Annotated in this window: 20 protein-coding genes; 7 read left to right on the top strand and 13 right to left on the bottom strand. The window is 47.1% G+C overall.

The window, feature by feature from the left end:
* Positions 1-372: 372 nt before the first annotated feature.
* The 5 genes from gltA to ACJJI5_RS07070 all read left to right on the top strand — a co-directional run bounded on the left by gltA (position 373) and on the right by ACJJI5_RS07070 (position 6,944).
* Entirely contained in the window at positions 373-1,662 is a 1,290-nt protein-coding gene (gene gltA, locus ACJJI5_RS07090; protein WP_413662987.1) for a citrate synthase, read from the top strand.
* Between the two features lie 316 nt (positions 1,663-1,978).
* Entirely contained in the window at positions 1,979-2,515 is a 537-nt protein-coding gene (locus ACJJI5_RS07085) for a hemerythrin domain-containing protein (RefSeq protein ID WP_413662988.1), read from the top strand.
* A 488-nt stretch (positions 2,516-3,003) separates the two neighbouring features.
* Positions 3,004-5,031 (top strand): FAD-dependent oxidoreductase, encoded by a 2,028-nt coding sequence (locus ACJJI5_RS07080; RefSeq protein WP_445355868.1) that lies wholly within the window; start codon positions 3,004-3,006, stop codon positions 5,029-5,031.
* Entirely contained in the window at positions 5,032-6,384 is a 1,353-nt protein-coding gene (locus ACJJI5_RS07075) for a cytochrome c3 family protein (protein WP_445355867.1), read from the top strand. It abuts the gene before it with no gap.
* An 11-nt stretch (positions 6,385-6,395) separates the two neighbouring features.
* Positions 6,396-6,944, top strand: a complete 549-nt coding sequence (locus ACJJI5_RS07070) for a Tll0287-like domain-containing protein (protein WP_282933830.1) — start codon at positions 6,396-6,398, stop codon at positions 6,942-6,944.
* Between the two features lie 368 nt (positions 6,945-7,312).
* Here ACJJI5_RS07070 and ACJJI5_RS07065 read toward each other — a convergent pair whose 3' ends face one another.
* Complete coding sequence (locus tag ACJJI5_RS07065) at positions 7,313-7,522, bottom strand: DUF3820 family protein (protein WP_282933831.1); 210 nt, start codon at positions 7,520-7,522, stop codon at positions 7,313-7,315.
* Between the two features lie 148 nt (positions 7,523-7,670).
* On the opposite strand from ACJJI5_RS07065, the gene ACJJI5_RS07060 reads away from it, so the two are divergent.
* Complete coding sequence (locus ACJJI5_RS07060; protein WP_108734168.1) at positions 7,671-7,940, top strand: YMGG-like glycine zipper-containing protein; 270 nt, start codon at positions 7,671-7,673, stop codon at positions 7,938-7,940.
* 471 nt (positions 7,941-8,411) lie between these two features.
* Here the strand turns inward: ACJJI5_RS07060 and ACJJI5_RS07055 are convergent, their stop codons facing one another.
* The gene (locus tag ACJJI5_RS07055; RefSeq protein ID WP_444911363.1) at positions 8,412-8,867 is read right to left on the bottom strand and encodes an RrF2 family transcriptional regulator; all 456 of its coding nucleotides are present in this window, start codon (positions 8,865-8,867) and stop codon (positions 8,412-8,414) included.
* A gap of 766 nt (positions 8,868-9,633) precedes the next feature.
* Between ACJJI5_RS07055 and ACJJI5_RS07050 the strand changes: the two genes are divergently transcribed.
* Positions 9,634-11,916, top strand: coding sequence for a nitric-oxide reductase large subunit (locus tag ACJJI5_RS07050; protein ID WP_445355866.1), 2,283 nt, complete (start codon positions 9,634-9,636; stop codon positions 11,914-11,916).
* Between the two features lie 197 nt (positions 11,917-12,113).
* Here ACJJI5_RS07050 and ACJJI5_RS07045 read toward each other — a convergent pair whose 3' ends face one another.
* From ACJJI5_RS07045 to ACJJI5_RS06995, 11 genes are all read right to left on the bottom strand, one after another.
* Positions 12,114-12,299, bottom strand: a complete 186-nt coding sequence (locus tag ACJJI5_RS07045) for a hypothetical protein (protein WP_413662993.1) — start codon at positions 12,297-12,299, stop codon at positions 12,114-12,116.
* Positions 12,300-12,737: 438 nt separating this feature from the next.
* A complete protein-coding gene (locus ACJJI5_RS07040; RefSeq protein ID WP_282933833.1) occupies positions 12,738-13,583 on the bottom strand; it encodes an IS3 family transposase in 846 nt (281 codons plus the stop codon).
* 8 nt (positions 13,584-13,591) lie between these two features.
* Positions 13,592-13,900, bottom strand: coding sequence for a transposase (locus ACJJI5_RS07035; protein ID WP_282933834.1), 309 nt, complete (start codon positions 13,898-13,900; stop codon positions 13,592-13,594).
* 322 nt (positions 13,901-14,222) lie between these two features.
* Complete coding sequence (locus ACJJI5_RS07030) at positions 14,223-14,915, bottom strand: MaoC family dehydratase (protein ID WP_282933835.1); 693 nt, start codon at positions 14,913-14,915, stop codon at positions 14,223-14,225.
* Between the two features lie 67 nt (positions 14,916-14,982).
* Positions 14,983-15,696 (bottom strand): 4'-phosphopantetheinyl transferase family protein, encoded by a 714-nt coding sequence (locus ACJJI5_RS07025; RefSeq protein ID WP_172975418.1) that lies wholly within the window; start codon positions 15,694-15,696, stop codon positions 14,983-14,985.
* Positions 15,697-15,750: 54 nt separating this feature from the next.
* A complete protein-coding gene (locus ACJJI5_RS07020; RefSeq protein ID WP_152454482.1) occupies positions 15,751-16,938 on the bottom strand; it encodes a hypothetical protein in 1,188 nt (395 codons plus the stop codon).
* Between the two features lie 4 nt (positions 16,939-16,942).
* Positions 16,943-17,740 (bottom strand): outer membrane lipoprotein-sorting protein, encoded by a 798-nt coding sequence (locus ACJJI5_RS07015; RefSeq protein ID WP_152454483.1) that lies wholly within the window; start codon positions 17,738-17,740, stop codon positions 16,943-16,945.
* A complete protein-coding gene (locus tag ACJJI5_RS07010; RefSeq protein WP_152454484.1) occupies positions 17,730-20,075 on the bottom strand; it encodes an efflux RND transporter permease subunit in 2,346 nt (781 codons plus the stop codon). Before ACJJI5_RS07010 ends, ACJJI5_RS07015 begins: the two co-directional genes overlap by 11 nt.
* On the bottom strand, positions 20,072-21,139 hold the full coding sequence (locus ACJJI5_RS07005) for a flavin-containing monooxygenase (RefSeq protein WP_152454485.1): 1,068 nt from the start codon (positions 21,137-21,139) through the stop codon (positions 20,072-20,074). Before ACJJI5_RS07005 ends, ACJJI5_RS07010 begins: the two co-directional genes overlap by 4 nt.
* The gene (locus tag ACJJI5_RS07000; RefSeq protein WP_216646255.1) at positions 21,139-21,411 is read right to left on the bottom strand and encodes an acyl carrier protein; all 273 of its coding nucleotides are present in this window, start codon (positions 21,409-21,411) and stop codon (positions 21,139-21,141) included. Before ACJJI5_RS07000 ends, ACJJI5_RS07005 begins: the two co-directional genes overlap by 1 nt.
* A gap of 21 nt (positions 21,412-21,432) precedes the next feature.
* Positions 21,433-23,142 (bottom strand): fatty acyl-AMP ligase, encoded by a 1,710-nt coding sequence (locus ACJJI5_RS06995; RefSeq protein ID WP_152454486.1) that lies wholly within the window; start codon positions 23,140-23,142, stop codon positions 21,433-21,435.
* Between the last annotated feature and the right edge of the window lie 11 nt (positions 23,143-23,153).

Genomic DNA, 23,153 nt, shown 5'->3' with positions numbered 1-23,153 from the left:
TTGCTGATTACTTTGCACTCGACCTGATGAAGCCTTATACAAAGTAGCCGTACCATGGCGCAAGCCGCGCGGATTATAGGCATTCACTAGTCAAAACACAACGAACGCCTGCGATTACGCCGGGTTCCCACCAGTATCGCGTAGTAAATCGGGAATCGCGGGATTTCCTCAGACTTTCCTGTGCATTATCTAGACAAATACTCTACGAGTATGGAGCGGAACCGGATATCCTGTCGCCAATAGACTGGTCGTCCATTCCTTTTGGTTTGACAATTTGCGGCGCGGCACTTAAGTTTGGCCCCGCTCAAAAGGCCGCTAGCTCCCGAAAACAGCGGGAAAAGGCCGGCATAAGAACATTTTTAGGAGTCCGCAATGTCCGATAAAAAAGCGCACCTCACAGTCGATGGTATCGACGGCGCCCTTGAGATGCCAGTTCGCTCCGGCACCCTCGGCCCCGATGTTATTGATGTCGGCGGTCTGACCAGTAAAGGCTTATTTACTTACGACCCGGGCTTCGTATCTACCGCCTCATGTGATTCCAAGATCACCTTTATTGATGGCGGCAAGGGCCAACTGCTGCACCGCGGCTACCCCATCGAGCAACTGGCAGAAAAATCCGATTACCTGGAAACCTGCTACCTGCTGATGAATGGCGAACTGCCCAACGCAGAAGAAAAGAAGAAGTATGTAGACACCATTATGTCTCACACCATGGTTCACGAATCCCTGGTGAGCTTCTTTAAAGGCTTCCGTTACGATGCCCACCCAATGGCGATGATGTGTGGCGTAGTCGGTGCCCTCGCTTCCTTCTATCACGACTCCCTGGATATCACTAATCCGGAGCACCGCGAGATTTCCGCCCACCGCCTGATTGCCAAGATGCCAACCCTGGCAGCGATGTGCTACAAGCACTCCCAGGGCATGCCCTTCATGTACCCGGACAATAGCCGCAGCTATTCCGAGAACTTCCTGCACATGATGTTTGGCAACCCCTGCGAGCCCAGCAAGATAGACCCGGTTGTCGCCAAGGCAATGGACATCATCTTCCTGCTGCACGCAGACCACGAGCAGAATGCGTCTACCTCCACTGTTCGCCTGGCTGGCTCTTCTGGCGCCAACCCGTTCGCCTGTATCTCTTCCGGCATTGCCACTTTGTGGGGGCCCGCTCACGGCGGTGCCAACGAAGCGGTATTGAACATGCTGCAGGAAATTGGCGACGAAAGCCGTATCGACGAATTCGTGAAGCGCGCCAAGGATAAGAATGACCCCTTCCGCCTGATGGGCTTTGGTCACCGCGTCTACAAGAACTTCGATCCCCGCTCCCGCGTAATGCAGGGCATCTGTGATGAAGTTCTGGGTGCTATGGGTGCAGAAAATGATCCCCTGCTGAAGATCGCCAAGAAGCTGGAGAAAATCGCCCTTGAGGACGATTACTTCGTAGAGAAGAAACTCTACCCGAATGTAGATTTCTACTCCGGCATTATTATGAAGGCTATCGGTATCCCCACCGATATGTTCACCGTAATTTTTGCCACCGGCCGTACTTCAGGCTGGATTGCACACTGGAATGAAATGATTTCCAATCCGTACAAAATTGGTCGTCCTCGCCAGCTGTATACCGGCTACCCGCAGCGCGATTATGTACCGCTCGAGCAGCGCTAAGCTCAAGCAATCAAAAAAACCCGGCTATGCCGGGTTTTTTATTAATTGAATATTTGAATTTATTTTGATTCTACTGGCGATAATCAACTACATTTCGATAAAAATTAAAAAGCAAAGATCTGAAGTGTGACACAAGTCCCACTTTGGAAATTTTGCTTTACTCGCCCCTTCCATAACAGTTAAACCAACTGTCATCCAATGTAAAATCCGCCACGCCCGCCGGGACCCAAACAGCTTTGCTTTCTTTAAGTTACCCCCAACTTCGCGGCGCTATCAGACCTAATAACAAACCTTTAAATTTACTGAGACTAAATTCATGCTTAGTTTTATTTCTGGAATGTTCCGAAGTAACAAAACAGAAGACGCGGCGGATCTTGAGGAAAAATATACTCGCAGCTCTTATGCAGGAGCTAAAGGTGCCCGCACAATCTCTTACGATCCCACTCTAATCAAAGCCCTTGAAGACGATCACCGCACCCTGATCAGTATTTTTCAGCGCATGTGGTCAGAGGGTTATGAGAAGCAGAACTACCGCCAGTTGTCGCAGCTACTGACCCAATTTAAATCTGGCTTCCAGGCCCATCTAATCAAAGAAAATGTACGTTTTTACGTATACCTGGAGCAAGCACTGGCTGGCGATGCCCACACACTGCAAGTAGTTAAAGATTTCCGCACCGATATGAATGAAATTGCAAATGCTGTTGTGCAATTTTGCAAACGCTATAACCACGAAGCCTTCACTCCTGAAATGGTTCGCGATTTCAAAATGGATTATCAGAAAATCGGTGAAGCGCTAACTCGCCGTACTGCCCTAGAAGAAAAAGAACTCTACGTCCTTTACCAACCCTCCTAAAAGCAACGTTTAGTTTTTTTATCAGGAGTAGTGAGATATTTAACCTAGGAATGCCGACAAGAAACAAATCTTTACAATAGGCATACTATTTTACAGTCCGCAGCCCACAAGGACGGGGCCGCATATTTTTTGGCCGCTCAGCGGTCACAAAGTAACTGGAAAGCACTCCCCTCACCCCGCCAATTTTTCACAATCAAATTAAATATAAGCACCGAATTTGGGCAAGATACATTTAGCCCTCAAAAAAACTGTGCACGCCAGTTAAATCCAGCCTTATTTTCCGACCTGACCTTACTTTACACCCAATTCTCTATCGTCATGCTCTAATCGGCACTAGACGTTTATTTAATTTTGTTTAAACATATAGGGATTAGAATTCAAAAAAACACTAAAGAGTGGGATATTAGTCTAAGAAAATTAGCAAGCCATCTGGCAGACAAATTAAAAATACAAAGACTAATAGAAAATCAAAGCAGTCGGGGGGAGGTATGACTGAGCTAGACGACACACTTGTCGAGCAATTACCAAGCGGCATCCACACTAATGATAACAGCTACCCAATTTATGTAATTATCGGTACTGGTCCGGTGGGCGTGCGTTGCGCACAAAAATTATTAGAATTCTGTGATGAAGCTCAAATTGTTATCTATGGGGCAGAAACAGAGTCTCCCTACAACCGGGTTAAACTTTCTCAATATCTATCAAGCCATGTAGAGCTGGAGGAGCTTGATAACCCTATTCTCAGTCAAAGTGACCACCGCCTGGCAGAATATATTGACCGTGAAATAGTCTCTATCGATCGCTCCCAAAAAACAGTCACCGATGCTGCAGGGAATATACAGCCTTATTCCAAACTAATAATAGCGACTGGATCAAATCCTATTATTCCGAAGATTCCGGGTGCGGATCTGCCTGGTGTTTACCCTTTTCGAAGTCTGCGTAACACCAATGATTTACTTGAGCTAAGGGAGCAGAATGCAGACATCTGTGTTATCGGTGCTGGTGCTCTGGGCCTTGAAGCTGCAACCGCGTTAAAAACACCTAAAAACAACATCACTTTACAATCCAGAGGACACTTACTCAGCGGGCTCCTGGGTGAAGAAGGAGAGGAGTTCCTAAAGTCCGCACTCACTGCACTGGGAGTAGAGTTAAAAATTTCGGACTCCCTAACATCCATTGAAGAGAGCGATAGCAAGCGCCTACTCACTTTTGAAAGTGGCGAAAAAATTCCCGTCGACGCTATCGTGTTGTGCACAGGGATTAAGCCGGAAATTAGCCTGGCCGAACAGAGCGGACTTTCAACTAAACGCGGAATCGTAGTCAATGAATGGATGCAAACTTCCGACCCGGATATTTACGCCGTAGGCGAGTGCGCTGAGTTTGACAAGAAAGTCTACCAATTGGTCCGACCGGGCTACGAACAAGCTGAAAGCTGCTGCTCACATATTCGTCGCAACCATAGCGGTATATCTCTCTCGCAGCCCTACTCCGGCACTTATACCGATATTCAGCTGAAAATTGCCCATATTCCCTGCGGAATAATGGGAGAGGTAACCCCGGAAAACCTCAATCAGCAAGAGGGCGTTGAGAGCCATGTCTATCGCAATCGTTTTAAGGGGATCTATAGACGCTTATTTATCAAAGGCGAATACATCGTTGGGGCCATTTATATTGGCAGCTGGGATGAAGCCAATGAATTACGCCAGACCGTAGCACAGGAGCAAAAAATCTCTCTGCGCACACTGAAAGACTTTGAAAGCGAAGGGCGAGTTTTTGCCAAAAAAAGCGGCAATAGCATTAAAGATTTTCCCGATAGTTATCTGGTCTGCCAGTGCAACTCTGTCACCAAAGGGGAATTATGCAAGGCTATTTCCGCAGGGAAGCGCAATTTAAACGAATTGCAACAAGCGACAACAGCCGGGTCTGTTTGCGGTAGTTGCCGCCCGCTAATGGCTGAGCTTCTGGATGTGCCAGCTCCCAACTTGGTAATGCGGCACTCCAAGGGGATATTGATAACTTCTGTTCTGTCATTAATCCTGATAGCCCTGGCTTTCCTGATGCCGCCAGCTCCAGTTTCCTCCTCAGTGCAGACTGCACTTTTTTGGGAAAAGCTCTGGTACGACAATTTTTGGAAGCAGGTTACGGGCTATACCATTCTCGCTATGTGCCTGTTTACTGCCGCTCTCAGTATCAGGAAACGTTGGAATAAACTTAGCCTTGGGCATGTCGATCACTGGCGCTATGCACACAGCGTTACAGGTTTAATCGCTCTACTTGCTCTCGCTGTACATTCAGGCTTCCGCCTTGGTGAAAACCTGAATTTGGCATTGATGCTGGTATTTCTAACTGCAACCGCAACTGGTTCTCTCGTCGGCGTTTTTATGGCGCGCAACCACCATTGGACTGACCTGAAACTTCGCGAACACCGAAAATGGTGGTCCCGAGTTCACTATGCCCTGCTCTGGGCCTTACCGGTCCTTCTCGCCTACCATATTTTTGCGGTTTATTACTTCTAGATGAAATCATATCAATTTAAATTCTGGCATTACGGTGTATTGCTAACGCTGGCTATCGGCTCTGCGGTGGCATACAACCTTAACGTTGACGATAAATCTCTATTTATCAGTGGAGATGCCACGCACGGTCACCATCAAATTGAGCTGGCTTGTACTTCCTGCCATACCGATGGCTTTGCCGGTGAGGATGCTGTTCAGCAAGCTTGCCTGAATTGCCATGCGGAAGAACTGGAGCTTGTAGACGACTCACACCCCCGGCAGAAATTTTTAGATCCGCGCAATGCTGTACTTCTGGAGACTCTTGACGCCCGGCTATGTGTAAGTTGTCACACTGAGCACAAACCACAAATCACCGGAGAGATGGGAGTAACCCTGGCGGGCGACTTTTGCTTTCACTGCCACAGCGATATTGCCGAAGAGCGCAGTAGTCACAAAGACCTGGGATTTGAAACCTGCGCAAGTGCGGGCTGCCACAACTATCACGATAATGGCTCCCTGTATGAAGACTTCCTTATCGCCCATGTTGATCAACCTGATCTATTGGAAACTGCAAAGCTTCCCGCTCGTACAGCAGTTCAGTCCTGGCTAAATGAGCATTCAGATAAAGCCCCTTTAAAAGTTAGCGAAGCAGACATTAGTAGCTCTAGCCAGACTGCAGAAATCGCAACGGTCTGGGCACAGAGTATTCACGCACAAACAGAGGTGAACTGCAGCAGCTGTCACGTCGATGGGCAAATGCAATTCAGTAGTGTTGAGATTGTCGAGCAATGTGCTAGTTGCCACAGCGATCAAAAAGAATCCTTCACTCAAGGAAAACATGGAATGCGCATGTCCAGCAAGCTGGAAGAGGGCTTTATCCGGCAGGTCGGCGCCATCTCCCCACAACAGGCCCGCCTTCCCATGAATACCAGCGCAACGGATGAATTGAGCTGTGTCAGTTGTCACGGGCCCCATGAAGTAAATCTGAAATTTGCCGCTGTAGAGGCTTGCCTGGGTTGCCACAGTGATGAGCACAGTCTCTCTTACAAAGAGTCCCCTCACTTCGATACCTGGAATTCAAACCCAGAGGGTGGCGTAAGCTGTGCCAGCTGCCATTTACCACGGGAAACCCATGGCGAACAGGTTGTAGTTAACCATAATCAAAATCATAACCTTCGCCCCAATGAAAAAATGATGCCCGTTTGCCTGAGCTGTCATGGAGCCGAATTCTCCCTGGCTGCCCTGGCTGACAAAACTCTGATTAACAATAATTTCAAGCATAAACCCGCAGAGAAGCATGAAACCTTCGAGCTGATCCGCGAGCGTATTGCAAGGATTACCAAAAGCAAAAACAAGCAAAATCAATCCCAATAGGAGGGGAAAATATGCGTATTGCCGCTTGTATTATCGCTGGACTGGCACTGCTCACCGGCTGTGAGAAAAACCAGGGAGTTGCTCCGGAGCGAATGGCGGATGCCATCTTTGCCGTTATCGAGGCAGACAGGGCCAACTACACCAACAAGGTTGTAAACCGCCTGCAGAACGAGGAGAAAATCCTCGACGCTGATGAGCACTGGCAAGATAAGAAATTGCTACCACTCCCCGCGCAGATGATGCGTATGGGAGCTGAGCGTGTTGCCGAAAATGAGTCTGGCTTTAACTATGCCCTGCTCTCTCTGTGGCCAATCAACAAGCAAAACAAACCGCGCACTGAGATGGAAAAAGAGGGCTTGCAGTACGTAATCGACAACCCAGGGAAAAACTTTTACGGCCGCGAAAAACTAGGTGATACCGAGTACTTCACTGCAGTATATGCGGATGTAGGTGTTTCACCTGCTTGTGTGAGCTGTCACAACGATCACGTAGACAGCCCGCGCACTGACTTTGAGCTGGGCCACACTATGGGTGGTGTTGTTATCCGAATTCCACTCTGATCAGTTAGTTAGTAGATAGCTGCGTCCGACTTTCGAGTCGGGCAACTCTCTCACAAGATATTGCCGGCGGATATTAGTCGGTGAGAACTGAGTTTAGAATAATTTAAAAGAGTGGCGGCCGAATTCGTTTCGACCGCTCCCTCTTTTAAGCTGACTGGCTCTACTCCCGCTACTACCTCGCTGAAATCATTCAGACCAGTGGTTACCCGCTGTGGGCCTATTTCCGGGTCAGTCCAGTCTCCATTACGGCCCGCTTTTTCTTGGGCTTCGCTCCGCAAAGCACACCTAGGCATTACTATATTAATGTCAAAGTCCCGCAGAGCAAACCGACCAAGGTGATTGCAATACTGGGAAAACCTGCTAAAAGGTCAGCGCAGTGGATCAATAAGCCCCTGCAATCCCTCTACTTTTATCTCCAGGGCTAATGCCATCAACTGTCCTAGACGCCCCTCTGGAAACCCCTTTTTTGCGAACCAAAGCAGGTACTCCTCAGGCAAATCTATTAAAACCCGGCCCGAGTATTTTCCAAATGGCATTTTGAGTCGAGCCAGTTCTACCAAGTCTTGTTTTTCGAACACCTTAACAACCACCTAAATATCGACAAAAAAAGGGAATGAAACTCCCAATTTGGATTTGTTGCCAGTGCATGCGGACTCTACACTGGCTCCGAAATAGTCGGCCTGCGCCGATTCTTTATACCTCAACCTTCCAGTAACAGAGGTGTCTATGCGTATCAAAGCTATCAAATATCTCAGCTTGGCCGCAGTATTGACTGCAAGCCTTGGAGGTACGGGCTGCGCCAATATGAGTGATACCGACCGCCGAATCGGCACCGGCGTCGGTATAGGCGCAGTAACAGGTGCCTTGATTAGTGGCGGACGCCCCGGTGGCACTGCCGCAGGTGCGGTTATTGGTGCAGGTGCAGGCTACCTCTATGATAGGGAAAGAAAGCGCAGAGATTACTATCGTTATCGCGGTCGCTACTATCGTTATTAATTCGCTGCTGTTTTTAAGTTTTTAATCAGTATGTTGCGGGTATCATTGTACTTCGATACTCGCACTACTGAGGCAGGCAGGGAAGCCGACTCCCAATTAAACTGGTTCCTATAAGACAAAATTGACACAATCCTCGCTTTCGTTTTACCACAGCATTCATAACGATATTCAGTAACCATCTCTCAGATAAAGGCATTGCGCTTGAGCAGGAGCAATAAATTTGTGCTGAGTATTTCCTTACTCCAGGAAGCATTCCCAATACCCCCTAAAACCTAAAAGTCAGACCAACGTGCATTGGGTGGCTACCTGATATAGGGTGAGAGGAAATTGAAGATAGGCTTTTCACCTGGCGGAAAACAAAGCCCTTTATGTAATAAGGGCCCTGGAGTATGAATCTTCCAGGTTTTAAATAGAAAACTGTACTTTTTCTCCCTCAAGCAAATATAAGATGAGCCTAACCTAGGGACCTTGCTACGCCCTCTCAATTTTCGCAGGAAAAGCTAGTATATTGATAAGGTCAGTCTGATTCGGGCCTGATACTAGATCTTCCAAGGTGTATTGCTCCAAACAAATAAAAAAACTTTCCATAGCCTCGGCGAACATTATCTTCAACCTACACGCAGGAGTTATGACACATTGATTATTTGTCCCAAAGCATTCTACTAACACGGTATCTTGCTCCAATAATCGAACTAACTCTCCAACATTAATGTCTTCAGGAGCTCGGCTTAGCCGAATGCCACCATATTTACCCCGGGTTGCAATCAAGTAGCCTTTGAGATTCAACTCTTGTACCACCTTCATTAGGTGGTTTTTAGATATTTGGTAGCGCTCAGCAACTTCTCTGATGGTTACTAACTCTCGATCCTGTATAGCAAGGTACATCAACACTCGCAAAGAGTAGTCAGTAAATTGCGTGATCTTCATTGGCAAAGCCCCTCATTGTGAAGCCAAGAATTTTCATCCCTTGAAAATTTAAAGATGCATCTAGTTTACATCATTGAAATTTAGGTGTAAATTGCCATGCAAAAGATGCATCTTATATGCATGTATAGATAAAGGGGTAGAGAATGCTCAGTCTCAAATGCTCGTTCAACCTAGCCCTTAGGCTACGGTTACAGCCGAATGTGCTATTCATGACTGACCCAAAAGCTATTAGAGGCGATTCGAGCGAAAGCGCCCTGATTTCAGAGGCTGCTTTCCTGAATTTAAGGCCGCCAATTAATTCAAGAGGCCAAGCAATGAACATCGACATGTTCGCTTACGGAAACTCTGCCTAGGGGCGGCAGGTTAACAACGATTATTGGCCACTTTTTATTACCCAAATACAAGGTATCGGTCACCTAAAAATCAATGTATTACACGACCAAACATTATTTTGAGAAGCCCATTCTCAATTTGATTTATTCAAGCAACACAAGGAAAAGGAGAGTTTATGTTTTTTCTGTTGCAAGTTAACGCCTCTACTGGAGGTCAACCTCATGAGTTCAACACAGCTAAGCAAGAATGCGAAGAGTCAAGCTTAAAACCTATTAACACTCAATCAGGCATCATAAATCCACTCCGAATAATTACAGACACCCGATGTTTACGATGTTTTGTTTTACAAGCAGCCTAGGGAGATATACGAAAATTAATAGTTTAAATAGCATATTGCTAAAAAAGCCAATTTATATTGGCAAGGATAATTCTGATGAGAACTTACAAATCTCTTTGGTGGACATTGATCGGCGTTTTAGTTGTAACCTTTTCAATACTCGGATATTTTGGCAGTGAAATATATCGGAAGGCACCCCCGATACCTGAGGCATTTGTCTCAGAAAATGGCAAAATACTGACCACTAAAGATAAAATTTTAGATGGCCAAACTTCTTGGCAATCCGTTGGAGGAATGCAACTGGGATCTATTTGGGGGCATGGTGCCTACCAAGCCCCAGACTGGACCGCTGATTGGTTACATCGAGAGCTAATTAATTGGTTATCAATAGCGGCAAAAGCGGAATTTGGCCTACCATATGAATCTTTATCCAAAAGGGAAAAACACAAACTTCTCTATGACCTTAAATTAGATTATAGAACCAACACCTATAGCAGCGAATCTGGAATTGCCACTTTATCTAAGCGAAGAGTCACAGCTATAGAGCAAACCGCAAAATATTATGATGCACTTTTTGGAGGTGACCCCGCTTTACAGCCAACCCGCGCAAATTACGCAATGAAAGAGGTTACACTGCCCGATGCGGATCGCCGAGCGCGACTTACTGAGTTCTTCTTTTGGACATCCTGGGTAGCTTCAACCGAGCGTTCAACAGGTGGCGCAACCTACACTAACAATTGGCCCCACGAACCATTAATTGATAATAAGCCAACTAGCGAAAATATTATTTGGTCTATTATTAGCGTGGTCTTATTGATTGCCGGTATTGGCGCCCTAGTTTGGGCATGGGCGTTCCTACGCACTGAAGACAAACACCCTACTGCCCCCAAGCAAGATCCAATCAGCACCTTCAAATTAACCCCCTCACAGAAAGCTCTTGGAAAATACTTACTAGCTATAGTAGGACTATTTACTTTCCAAGTTTTCTTAGGTGGTTTTACTGCCCACTATACTGTCGAAGGACAAGGGTTCTATGGGATAGAAACATCGGAGTGGTTTCCATACAGCCTGGTACGCACCTGGCATATACAGGCTGCTCTATTTTGGATAGCTACAGGATTTTTAGCTGCCGGACTATTTCTTGCTCCAATTATCAACGGTGGTAAAGATCCTAAGTTCCAAAAACTTGGTGTTGATATATTGTTTTGGGCATTAATAGCAGTCGTTATTGGATCATTTGTCGGCAATTATCTAGCCATTGCGCAAACTCTGCCACCAGAGCTCAGCTTTTGGCTGGGCCATCAAGGATATGAATTTGTAGATCTTGGTAGACTATGGCAAATCGGTAAATTTACCGGCATCGTACTATGGTTGGCATTAATGCTGCGCGGTATTGTTCCAGCATTAAAGCAAAAGGGTGATAAAAACCTGCTAGCCCTGTTTGCCGCCTCCGTAATTGCCATAGGATTATTTTATGGTGCAGGCTTCTTTTATGGCGAGCGCACACACATATCGGTCATGGAGTTTTGGCGCTGGTGGATAGTACACTTATGGGTAGAAGGTTTCTTTGAAGTTTTTGCTACAACTGCGCTTGCATTTATCTTCTTCAATATGGGCCTTGTATCTAAACGCATGGCGACTGTGACTTCTCTAGCTTCAGCGTCATTATTTTTACTAGGGGGTGTACCGGGAACTTTTCACCACCTATATTTCTCAGGGACGACAACACCCGTTATGGCGGTAGGGGCCACATTTAGTGCACTCGAAGTGGTCCCACTTATCTTGTTGGGTTATGAAGCCTGGGATCATTATAGCTTAAAAAATCGTGCACCCTGGATGGTGAAAATCAAATGGCCCTTGATGTTTTTTGTAGCTGTTGCTTTCTGGAATATGTTAGGAGCAGGCGTACTTGGCTTTACCATTAACCCACCGATAGCGTTATATTATCTTCAGGGCTTAAATACCACAGCCACACATGCCCATGGTGCATTGTTTGGAGTATATGGGTTCTTGGCATTGGGCTTTAGTTTACTCGTTCTTAGATATATTCGCCCCCAGTTTATATTTAGCGAGAAATTGATGAAAACGGCATTCTGGTGGATGAATATAGGTTTGGCTTTAATGTTGTTCACCAGCCTTTTGCCGGTCGGTATTATCCAGTTTATGGCGAGCGCTTCAGAAGGCCTTTGGTATGCCCGCAGTGAAACCCTAATGCAAAGTGGAACGCTAGTTACTCTAAGATGGATACGAACTATTGGTGATGTGGTGTTTATCGTCGGTGCACTGGCGATCACATGGCAAGTAATACAAGGTGTGCTGAATCTAAAGAGGCACAGTTCAGTAGACTATCTATCAGGGCAAACCAAATCAGTCCCTTAATCTACTTATAAACCTATGCAACGTTACTGCGTAACTTAACAGTAGCGTTGCATTATTTGCTGCCCCCAAAATATCTTTTCTCAGTAATCACCCGTATTAAAGACACTGAGTTTTGACAATTTTCTTAACAGGGGAGAGTAAATTACCTAACTATTAATTGAACTGCCCCATGAATATCGGATTTGGAGAGAGAAAATTTACAAGTGTTTAATTTTCGTTTTTCCACAGCGTTCACAACGATATTCAGTAACCAACTTTCCCTGCTTTACGTCAAACTTGCGCTCGGTAACCACTTTCCATTTATGAAAACCTTCCCTGCATAGGGTGCTGCCCTTGTGCTTTTGCCAAGCGGTTTTTCTTTTGAAAGGAATAACATCTCCCATTTGTTCTCGCACAATAAAGTTTGAACACTAATTTTATTTTGGAACAATAAAGTTTGAACACTAATCACTTCAAGAGCCTAAATGTACCTTTGGGGTATCAAACAGGTGAGATAAATGAAGAGGTAAGTTGCTTCAAATTACACACACATACCGACAATTTTATCCTAAAAAAAGAAAAAATTAGATATAGCATACCAAAAAAATCTTTATTAAAAAAATTCTTTCTATTTATTTGCTTATTGGTTGGTTACAAATCTAGCGCTCATACCTCATCATTACAAGTGAACCACCCGATCTTTGATGGAATCCATCTAGATTTGTAGCAACGCAGCCACTAATCCTCGGCAATGGAGCGCTCAGTCAGAAAGGTCAGAAATAAAAGAGTTATCTAGGTGGTAAAGACACGTTGGTCTTGCCCACAAAAAGTAGACACTCTAACTATGCGTATTTTCGCTCATACTCTGCTGGACTTACATAGCCCAATGCAGAGTGCCTACGAACTCTATTGTAGAAAATCTCAATGTATTCAAACACCTCAGATTTTGCTTGCTCTTCGCTTTCGAATGTTCCGGCATAGACCAGCTCGACTTTTAGCCTGCTAAAGAATGATTCCATTGCCGCATTATCCCAACAGTTAGCCTGGCGACTCATACTCGGCTTGCACTTGCTTTCGGACAAGAGATCCTGGTATTTCTGCGATCGATATTGCACACCCCTGTCAGAGTGAACTAGCAGTCCAGGCTTTATTGGTCGTCGCTCTAGGGCCATTTTCAATGCTCGACGTGTCAATTCATCGGTCATCTGCGAGTCGAATGCCCAACCTACAATACGTCGAGAGTACAGATCCATAACTACCGCGAGGTATAGCCACCTATCCAGAACCCAGATATACGTAATGTCACTGGTCCAGCGGCAATTTGGTCGATCCACATCAAAGCAACGCTTAAGTAAGTTGGCGGAGACGTTAATGCTCCCCTCTACGGGCTGACTATATCGAAAGCCTTTGCCGTTTCTCGCTTTAATATGTTCCTGTTGCATAAGCTTAGCGACGTAGTTCCGCGAGCATGGCTCACCTAACTCTTGAAGCTCGCAAGCAATTCTAGGCGCGCCATAACGACCTTTAAACTCAACAAACGTCTCTCGGATTTTCTCGATTGTTCGTATCTCTCTAATCGTGCGAGCAGATGGCAATCGCCCCCGCCATCGATAATAACCCGATCTTGAGACTTCTAAACACCGACACATCAAGCTAACCGGGAATGACCCTACATGCTCTTGTATCAATGCGTACTTTACTCTTGGTGGTTCGCAAAGTACGCAGCTGCCTTTTTTAGAAACTCAACCTCCTGACGAGCTTCATGCAGCTCCTTCTTGAGTTTGCGAACTTCAGCGCTTTCCTGTTTGGAATAGTCGACACCGTCTAAACTATTGAACTGCTTATCAGACAGTCGATTAAATTGACGACGCCAGTTGTAGATCTGCTGTGCGCTGACGCCTAGCTCTCGCGCCACAGAAGCCGTTGTTGCTCCAGCCTTTTCCGCTCTCTTAACTGCTTCTCTGCGGAACTCCTCCGTATACGCCTGAGTTCTTTTCTTACCCATGATACACCTCCGTGTTAGGCCTAAACCTAACTATACAGGGTGTCTACTAAACGTGGGTAAGTCTTACGTCTAACGCCGCCCCCAGCTGCATTTCCCTACTTAACCAGGGAAATTAATAAACCCCAGCCCCCATAGCCTCTGAAATTCCCTATCAGATAGCAGGAATACACCTTTCGATAATCACAGATACTCAAGGTTCATATCTCTATCCAGAGATGGCTAATTCTGCGCTCTTGCAAGAGCGATCAATCGAGAATTACTCTCCTCCCAGTTTGCCTATGATAATTAGTAAGTGCCGGGAGGGTGCGCGTGCATTTTGAATTCAGAAGTAAAGTTTCAGCACACTATCCGCAACACAAACCAGGCGACCTGAACCTTCAACCTCTACCTCAATATGATTGATCATTTCCACACTACGCTTCGATGGCACCAGGGACTTTAAAGTCGTACGAGCTCGGATACGATTGCCAGTCTTAACTGGATAAGGAAAACGCACCTGTTCAAGGCCGCAGTTTATAATCATTCTAGCTTCAGGGTAAGGCGGTTTTTCCGGATTGACAGCATCGGTGAGCTCGGGAATTAGCGATAGGACCAAAAAGCCGTGGGCAATTGTGCCTCCAAACGGCGATTCAGCCCTTGCTCGTTCTGGATCAATATGAATCCACTGGCGGTCTCCAGTTACTTCGGCAAAACTGTCAATGCGCGACTGGTCAACTACAATCCAGCGCCCAATATATATCTGCTGACCAATACGTGCTTGCCAGTCTTGGTAGAAAGCGATGGCCTTAGGGTTCTTAATGACTTGTAATTCACGATTGGTAGCAGGATCAACAACCGGCCCAGCTTTCGAAGTCCATGAATTTTTAAGCAAGTTACTGATGTAATAGGACAACTGATGCAGGTGATTATCATGGGTGCTTTTGAGGTCCAAATTGTTAATCCGAGCCCTAAGCAACCTTTCCTTTTCCCTGATGTACTCGAGCACGTCCATCATCTCATCCTGTATTAATGACATTGAAGCAGCGTAACTGGACCTAAAATTAATTTTGTGCGGCAGCTACTTCCAACTCCACGTCTTGTTTCTAAAACGCCTTGCGGCTGAGTAGGTTAAAATGGTTTGTTTCCAATCGACCCAAAGGCGACAACGCCGGCGACTCCATCGCTACACAAAGCCAATAGCGTTGCGCCAACGTGCAAAGGTTAAACCAAAAGCTCCCCATTTCTCTTACCTTACACTCAAGCCACGTGGCTGGTTGCGAGTTAAGCAAAGATACAAGATCAAACTCGATCGTAGAAAAAGGCAGTCGAAGCCCCAAACCACACACTTTGGACACAGACTCTTTAATGCACCAAACCCTTGTTAACAATTCACAGTGAGCAGTGCTTGGGATAGTCATTACCTGGTCATATTGCTCTGGACTAAGTAAATGCCTGAAATTTAGACCTGAGCCCAGTTCACGAGCAAGGGGCTCCAGATCTATACCTGGATCAACGGTAGAGCTAAGCGCAATCGCGACCACACCACTAGCATGAGAAATACTAAATTTTATTGGGGCCACACTTTGGTTTAAAACTCTAGGCCTGCCTTGCTCATCAGGGAAAATTTCCCAATCTGCCGGCAAAATACTTACGCCACTTTTAGCGGATAAAACATAACGCAATAGGTAACGACCAAGCAGAAAATGTAGGCCCGCCGCTCGATTAACAATCCCACTATATCTTTTCTGCTCAGCCTCGCTAACTGTGGTGAAGACAGTTTGCGGATCATGCTCGATTAGAGTTTCAAACTCCTTCACGGTAGCAATCCAAAGACCTATATCCCTGTTAACTCCAGTCTTCATAGGGTCCGCTCAAAAAGAATAATGCAACTTAAACTCGATAAAATCCTCATCCCGTACTGGATACAGCCAAGTATCACTGCGGCCCACATTGAGGAATAAAAACGCCCGAGTTTCGATTCTAAAATAATCGCTCAGACGGTGTTCTAAGCCTAAGTCGAGGTAGTTGCCATGACTATCGAAGTCATAACTTATGACCCCTCGAAATTCGCTGTCACCGGTATCACCGAAGCTAGCTCTAAGGCCGACAAAGAGATCGTTCTGACCTAATGTTTCAGCTTGCTCATCCCTATCGTCGATTAGATATTCGGCGATCAAGGACAGATCTTGCATACTATCCGGTAGCGAATAAATCGGGTGCTCAAGGCCAACGTTTGCAGCAAAGAAACCTTGCTCCAGTTCGCGACCAGTTTTCGCTTCCAACTTCAAGGTCGTGTCGCCGAGGAGATAAAGTGTGTCCAGTAAAAAATTCTCGGTTTCGATGTAAAAGGGAGTCAACATCGTCGCTGAAGGGCTAGGCCTTACCAGTAGTGGCGCCCGCCTAGTGCCTCTGAAGTAACCGATCCCTGTTTCTAAATCACCAGCGTAAAAATGGCCTCGCAGAGCAACATCTCCACCTCTATTCGAGCTTTCAAAAAGTGCCCGGTCCGAAATCGGTAGTCCGAATGACGGGCGCTCTGGAAATTCTCGCTCACGAAAAGTTGGCAGATAGAATATCGATAGTTCGCCGTTATCAAAACGCAGACCTAAAGATGCGAAGGTCTGCCCCATCTTTTCCTTTCCGTCGATAGCTTGGCGCAAGTCAGCCTGATTAAGTACATTGACTATATTCAGAGATTCAGAAACGCCCCAAAAGAAAGTGCTAACACCAAGATTCAGCGATAACTGATCACGGCGCCAGTGAAGGCTGGCTTGGCGGATATCGGCATAACGACGCTCCCCATCCTGCTTATCCCAGCTACCAAACAACCGCAGCTTATAGCCAGTATCACCAATATCCCCCTCAGCATTTGCTTCAATTTCCAGCCCCGGTCCGAAGCGGTAGCTATCATCAATGGCCAGCGACTCCTCTTCTGCAAATATACGAGCCGTGGCCGCGATATCAACAGAATACTTGTCAACCTTGACCTCTGCGAGGACCGGCATAATGGTAAGGCTTAGACACAGCTGCACCCAAAACGCTAAACGCAAGACCCCCATACCCTTAATCCCGGAGTGTATTGCGATGGAAATTCGCAACTGAGAGACCGGTACCAAACTCGATGCGGCTATAGCTTAAGATCGTTACGTTTCCACTCTGCTGATTATGCATAACCACCTCCATGGGCCTCCAATAACGATCGTCGTAGAGGCGAAAATCCCTTGCGGAAAAAGTCTTGAGCAGCGTTTCCTTACGGTCGAAATAGTCTATACGGAAGATACGTCGAGCACTCTGATCAACCCAGACCCGCTGCCGGCTATATGCAGAGTGAGAGTCTTCTGGCACTCGGTCAATTACGTCACAAACCAGGGCACCATCTTCGCATGATTCCTCTCTCACGTAGGTATAGCGGAAATCGTCGACCGCCTTATCAGACAAGTCCTCGAACGAAAACTCACTACCGACGAACGCACCACTCTTATTGCGAGATGAGATCCTCTTAATACGGGAATAGGCAGGCAAATATAACCACTGCTTATCGGTATCCTCTAACTGCGGATGCGTTAGAAGCGCCGTGCCCCGGATATCGGCAGGAAAATTGAAGCGGATTAACGATTTGTCTCCACCCTCGTGACTCTCAAGTGAGCTGATCTGCAGTTCACGTCGAGTTTCATCTCCGGCCCTGTTGCGTAGAATCATCGTCAATTCGGCAACACTGTCGCCGTAACCAAGATCACGGTTATCCACTGCCACTGCGACCTCCCGCCCCTTTCTAACATCGCTAGCAGCGCCTTGAACCGGCAAACCGATTAGGCCACAAAGTATTGTCACTGGAAGGAGGAGACGGTAATCAGTTCGCATTATTTAGTTCCTTGTCGGTACGAAATTGCAGGTTCGACGTACGTGTCCTGCGCATAAAGGTTAGAACCAAGGCCGGTAGTAATATCAAGTCAAACACCAATGCCAACACAATAGACATCCCCGTGAGCATACCCATCTGGGCATTTTTCTCGAACGCCGAGGTCGACAATAGAAGGAAGCCTATCACTAGCAGCATTGAGCTAATCACGATCCCACCCATAGTCTTACTAATGGTTTCGCTTACGCTATCTTCAGGACTGAGCCCCCGCTTTAGACCGTTGACATACTGATAGAGGAAGTGAACTGTATCATCGACGATTATGCCGATCGCCATTGCCGACACCCCAGCCAGCCCCATTGAGATTTGACCATTAACGAGATACCAAAATCCAAATGCTGCCGCGACTGGAAGCAGGTTTGGAACCAAGCTCAATAGACCAATATCGAGTGAGCGGAATACCAGCATCAACGTCAATGAAATCACCACAAACGCTAGCGAGGCACCTTCAAGGAGACTTACAATATTTGATTGACCAATGTGGGAAAAAATCACTGCGGGACTGCTGTGATAGATATCAATGGAGCGAGGTTGGTTTTGCAATAACCACTCTTCGACCCGTTTTTCAAAAGCAATTAAGCCCACCGAGCTTAGATTCTTTAATCGTGCAGTCAGTTTCACCGAGGATTTATTCAAATTCACCTGATGGGTCACATCACGACCAAACGGCAACGACATCTCGTATAGCAGGAACTGCTGTGCAGCGGTAATTGTATCGCCAGGTAACCGGTAAGAGTCCTCATCACCACCATTCATCAAACGGTTAAGATCCTTGATTCGGTGCAGGGGGCTTGCAGTTGTAAAAACTTCTGGCTGCTCATGTAGCCAGTCATCGAATGTATCAAGAAACTGTAAAAACTCTGGCTGAAACATACCGTTCTGCTCTGGTACCGAGAGCGAGTAATCGATTGTATAAATACCAGAAAAGTGGCGATCGATACGTTCAGAATCAGCACGGAAGGGCTGCGACTCATCAAAATAGCGGATTAAATCATCGTTTAATTGATTCAATGGACTGAGTGCAGCGACGCATAGGGACAAAGGTAGCATTAGCCACAATATCCGCTGGCGGTAAGCGATAACCCAGCCTGACAACAAAGCCATGCGATTAATCAGTCGGTTGGCACCTGTTTCCCGCGTTGAAAAACGAATACGCAGCAGAAGCTGTGGTAGAACCGTCAACGACAAAAGTAGCGAGAAGAGCACACCTAAGGCAACTATATTGCCAAGATCTCGAAACGGCGGTGAGTCACTGAAATTCATCGCCAGAAAACCGATAATAGTAGTGACATGGCTCACCGCAATCGGCTTGAGATTGCGCCGGTAGGATTGCAAGACTGCTTCTTCACGAGAAACACCACTGCGTATCTGGCGCTGAATATAGCTGAGGATGTGGATGGCCGACGCTACTATCACCGTGAACATGATGATTGGAGCCGATACTGATGGCGCAGACAATTGAATACCGAGCCAACCAGCTAGACCCAAAGACCCTAGCAGTGCCAACACTACTACCGTCAAAATAGCGCCACCTGCAGCAGGTGATCCGAGAATTAGAGCAGCGCTGACCAGCACAAAAAGGATCATCAACGGTATCAGCGTGATGAAGTCTTTTTTTGCCGCCTGGAAAAAGGCACCGTTCATCTCCACCACACCGGTGACAAAAAAACGATGATCCGGATATTCCATCTTGAATGACTTAATCAATTCATCGACAGCACCGGTAACGGCTAGCACTTCGGCCTTATGGTCTAACCCTGGCAACCGAATGGTCGCATTGATCGCGGTAAATCGTCCGTTCTTACTAACCAAATTGCCAACCAAGTCCCTCTCACTACTAGCGGCAGTTTCAATAAAGGCGATCCTTTGCGGCGTCAATTCGTCAAGCTCGTAGACGAACTCCTCAATCAAAATATCATCGTCTTCAGCAGAGCTATAGGGGAAGTTCGTTAGCGAATCTACTCGAGAGACATGGGCCGTCCGCCACAACGCGCGTGTCATTTCATGTATAAGGCTCAGAGTACGCTGGTTGTAGATGTTGTCATCCACCGGTTCAATCATGATGAACACGTTATCAGTCGTGCTATAAGTATCTTGCATCTGCTCCAAGCGCAGTAGGTCACGATCGTTATCATCGAAGAAAACGCGATAATCACTGGCCAGCCCCATCCGTTTTAGGCCAACAGCCGACATCAATGTGAGCAACAGCACCAGCGCTAATAGCCACTTACTGGCGCCAGAGCGAATGATCCAATCGGTCTTTATATTTTTGTTCAAGGTATTTCTTTCCTTTCGGATAAAAAGGCTCGCAGCGGCACCATTACTCGCTCTACATCCTTCTCAACCCCCATTACCAGCTCCGACGCTCGACAACTAAGCCATTTACGTCCCACTAAGAAAAGCCCAGGCTCTGGAGTCCTTCCATAGTTTTCAATGAAGCCCCTCTCATCGACACAGTGCGGCAACTTTAGCCAGCTCGTTCGGTCGCAATAGCCTGTTGCCCAAATCACTGTATCTATGTCATGCCAACCGACGGAGTCGAAACGGATTTGACGGCCAGAGCACTCCAAAGCACGGCCAACAATCTTTACGCCTTTAGCCTTCAGCCGTCTATTGTTGTATTCACCACAGGGGACAGGGTTACGCTTTTTTAATATCTTCGCGATGAGGCTGTTCTTATCGGCGGAAAGGATACGCAAGCGATCAAGCCACCAAAAAATATCACGTCCGAACAAACGGTTGGGAGGCAGGCCACGTGGGGAACCCGTGGCCAAAAACACATTGCAACGTCCCGCTAGCCGGTCCACGATCTGACGCCCAGTAGCACCATCCCCAATAACGGCAACAGTGTGGCCATCAGAAATGACATCGGTTGAGGCGAGACTACCGTCTAGTTGCTGCACCTCTCCAGCAAGTTGGGAACTTATCGCCGGCACCTGGGGTATCTGATTAGCACCAGTTGCATTGACGATACTGGTGGCGAGCAGAGACGTGCCGTCGGCAAGGTCGACCTGAAAACTGCCGTTCGAAAGGCGATCGAGACCAACAACTTCACAGCCTTCTCGAACCTGAAGATCAAAGTGGCCTGCATAGCTGACCAAATAATCAGCTATTTCTACTGTAGTCGGGAAGCCCTCAGGATCGCCCGGAAAGGCTAGTCCTGGCAGGGCACAGAATTGACGTGAAGTGAATAGCTTCATACCTTCGAGCCGGTTACGCCAAACGTCGCCAATACTATCCCGTTCAAGCAGAAGGTAGTTGAGATCAGCCTGCTGCAGCATTCGTGCGGTGTGAAGACCGAACTGGCCTCCACCGATAACTATGCAATCAAGTCGCGACATCAACTGCGCTCCAAAGCTGTTCTTGAAAAATTCTTTTCGAGATGTGCCACAAGAGCGTTAATCGTTGGGTAGTCGAAGGCTAGCGTCGGATCGATGTCAACAGAGAGGTGGTCCTCCACCATAGTCGATAGCTGGACATGGTCTGCCGAGTCTAGACCTAGACTTGAGAAAGAGGTGTCACTGTGCTTATCAATCGAAAATTCTGGTGTCTTAGCAGCGATAAAATCTGTGATCTGTTCCACCAGGTTTTTCATTCTAAATTCATTCGTCATCTTATATTTCCTATCAACGGTTCATGCGAGCTGCGCCTCTTCGGCTGCAATCAGATCCCTGCAGGCAGTCCTACGAACTTTGCCGCTGGTGGTTTTCGGAATACCGCCAGGCTTGACCAGCAAAAGCTGGTCGAGGGCGACATCATGTGCCAACATCACTGCCTCACGCAGCTCCTGTCGGAGTTCATCGTGGTTTCGGTTAAGAAAGGCGTGGCGGCGAATCTCAACAATGGCTGCCAGTCGGTTTTGGCCATTGCTATCCACAGTGAAAACCGAGGCTCCGTTATTGCCTGCCGCATCAGGATGGTCACTACAGGTACGTTCAATATCGTATGGATAAAGGTTGCGGCCGCGCAGGATTAACATTTCCTTAATCCGCCCGGTGATATACAACTTATTGTCACGGACGAAGCCCATGTCCCCGGTTTTGAGGTAATAATGACCGTCGCAGGGCGATATACGAGCACCGAATTGCTGCTTACTAATCTCAAGGTTGTTAAGATAACCTTGTGCTATTGAGGCACCACTAATCCATATCTCACCAATACAACCCTCATCTGCTAGCCGGCCACTCTCCGGATCAACAACCTTCAAAATCATCCTTGGCGTGATACGACCGCAGCTAACCACTTGACGCCCCTCACCAGTAGATTGCAGTCGACCAGAGTCAAATGCTGCGGGATCGAAAGCCAGGGTTTCAATGCCTACGCCTTTCGGTCCTCCAGAGACAAACAAAGTGGTTTCAGCCATGCCGTAGCAGGGAAAGAAAGCAGTAGAGGAAAAACCGTAAGGCTGGAAACGTTCAGCAAATATCCTCATAGTGTCGGCGCTGACAGGCTCAGAGCCATTCAAAGCCACCTTCCAGCAACTCAGGTCTAATCCCGATAAGTCCTCTCGCTCACCTATGAACTTGATGCAGTGCTCATAGCCAAAATTAGGTGCAGCAGAGCTATGAATTCGATAGTGAGATATCAATTCTAACCACCGGCGTGGACGCTGAACGAACTTCATCGGTGGCATGAAGACGTAGGTACCACCAAGGAACAATGGCTGCAGCATATGGCCTATCAGTCCCATATCGTGGAACTGTGGCAGCCAGCCGCCAGCAATTACACCTTCGCGGTGGCCACACGCCTGCTGGATAGCCAATTGGTTATCGATAATGTTGGCGTGACTTACCATCACACCTTTGGGTAGATCAGTAGAGCCTGAGGTGTACTGAACAAACGCCAACTCATCTGGAGCCGGAAGAGGTAACTCTACATCTTTAGCAGCACCAACCTGCTGCTCATCAATCCAGGCCTGGTCGCCCAAATTAATCGCCGGTAATTCTGCTAATTGCTCAAATAGCTGTTCACGAGTCTCAGCGGTCGTCAGAATGGCTTTGGTCTTTGCATCACCAAGAATACGAACAGTGCGCTCTAATTGCTGAGCATTGCGACTCAGGTTCAGGGGTACAGCAATGACGCCAGCCGCGAGGCAGGCGAGGAAGTTGACCACAAAATCAAGACCAGCAGGGAAAAGCAGAGCAAGCGGCTGGCCTCTATATCCGCGCTCGACTAACAGTCGGGCCCGTTCCAGTACCTGCTGATTCAGTTCACCGTAACTCAGCGATAGAGCACTATCAGGCCCATGAGGCTGGAATACGCAGGCGGTACGGCTAGGCTCATTAACCACGTGTCGGGCGAACTGATCCATGAAGCGCTGAGCTGGAAAAATCTTATCCGTCATGAGCCCAACTC

Source organism: Microbulbifer maximicatervae (SeqCode), assembly GCF_052467955.1.
Note: the sequence above shows the minus strand (reverse complement) of the source record. Positions and strands in the feature narration are given on the sequence as shown.

What these genes read in the sequence shown, in the direction of transcription:
- gltA (WP_413662987.1), top strand. Translation starts at nt 373, where the DNA reads ATGTCCGATAAAAAAGCGCACCTCACAGTCGATGGTATCGACGGCGCC.
- ACJJI5_RS07085 (WP_413662988.1), top strand. Translation starts at nt 1,979, where the DNA reads ATGCTTAGTTTTATTTCTGGAATGTTCCGAAGTAACAAAACAGAAGAC.
- ACJJI5_RS07080 (WP_445355868.1), top strand. Translation starts at nt 3,004, where the DNA reads ATGACTGAGCTAGACGACACACTTGTCGAGCAATTACCAAGCGGCATC.
- ACJJI5_RS07075 (WP_445355867.1), top strand. Translation starts at nt 5,032, where the DNA reads ATGAAATCATATCAATTTAAATTCTGGCATTACGGTGTATTGCTAACG.
- ACJJI5_RS07070 (WP_282933830.1), top strand. Translation starts at nt 6,396, where the DNA reads ATGCGTATTGCCGCTTGTATTATCGCTGGACTGGCACTGCTCACCGGC.
- ACJJI5_RS07060 (WP_108734168.1), top strand. Translation starts at nt 7,671, where the DNA reads ATGCGTATCAAAGCTATCAAATATCTCAGCTTGGCCGCAGTATTGACT.
- ACJJI5_RS07055 (WP_444911363.1), bottom strand. Translation starts at nt 8,867, where the DNA reads ATGAAGATCACGCAATTTACTGACTACTCTTTGCGAGTGTTGATGTAC.
- ACJJI5_RS07050 (WP_445355866.1), top strand. Translation starts at nt 9,634, where the DNA reads ATGAGAACTTACAAATCTCTTTGGTGGACATTGATCGGCGTTTTAGTT.
- ACJJI5_RS07045 (WP_413662993.1), bottom strand. Translation starts at nt 12,299, where the DNA reads ATGGGAGATGTTATTCCTTTCAAAAGAAAAACCGCTTGGCAAAAGCAC.
- ACJJI5_RS07035 (WP_282933834.1), bottom strand. Translation starts at nt 13,900, where the DNA reads ATGGGTAAGAAAAGAACTCAGGCGTATACGGAGGAGTTCCGCAGAGAA.
- ACJJI5_RS07030 (WP_282933835.1), bottom strand. Translation starts at nt 14,915, where the DNA reads ATGTCATTAATACAGGATGAGATGATGGACGTGCTCGAGTACATCAGG.
- ACJJI5_RS07020 (WP_152454482.1), bottom strand. Translation starts at nt 16,938, where the DNA reads ATGGGGGTCTTGCGTTTAGCGTTTTGGGTGCAGCTGTGTCTAAGCCTT.
- ACJJI5_RS07015 (WP_152454483.1), bottom strand. Translation starts at nt 17,740, where the DNA reads ATGCGAACTGATTACCGTCTCCTCCTTCCAGTGACAATACTTTGTGGC.
- ACJJI5_RS07005 (WP_152454485.1), bottom strand. Translation starts at nt 21,139, where the DNA reads ATGTCGCGACTTGATTGCATAGTTATCGGTGGAGGCCAGTTCGGTCTT.
- ACJJI5_RS07000 (WP_216646255.1), bottom strand. Translation starts at nt 21,411, where the DNA reads ATGACGAATGAATTTAGAATGAAAAACCTGGTGGAACAGATCACAGAT.
- ACJJI5_RS06995 (WP_152454486.1), bottom strand. Translation starts at nt 23,142, where the DNA reads ATGACGGATAAGATTTTTCCAGCTCAGCGCTTCATGGATCAGTTCGCC.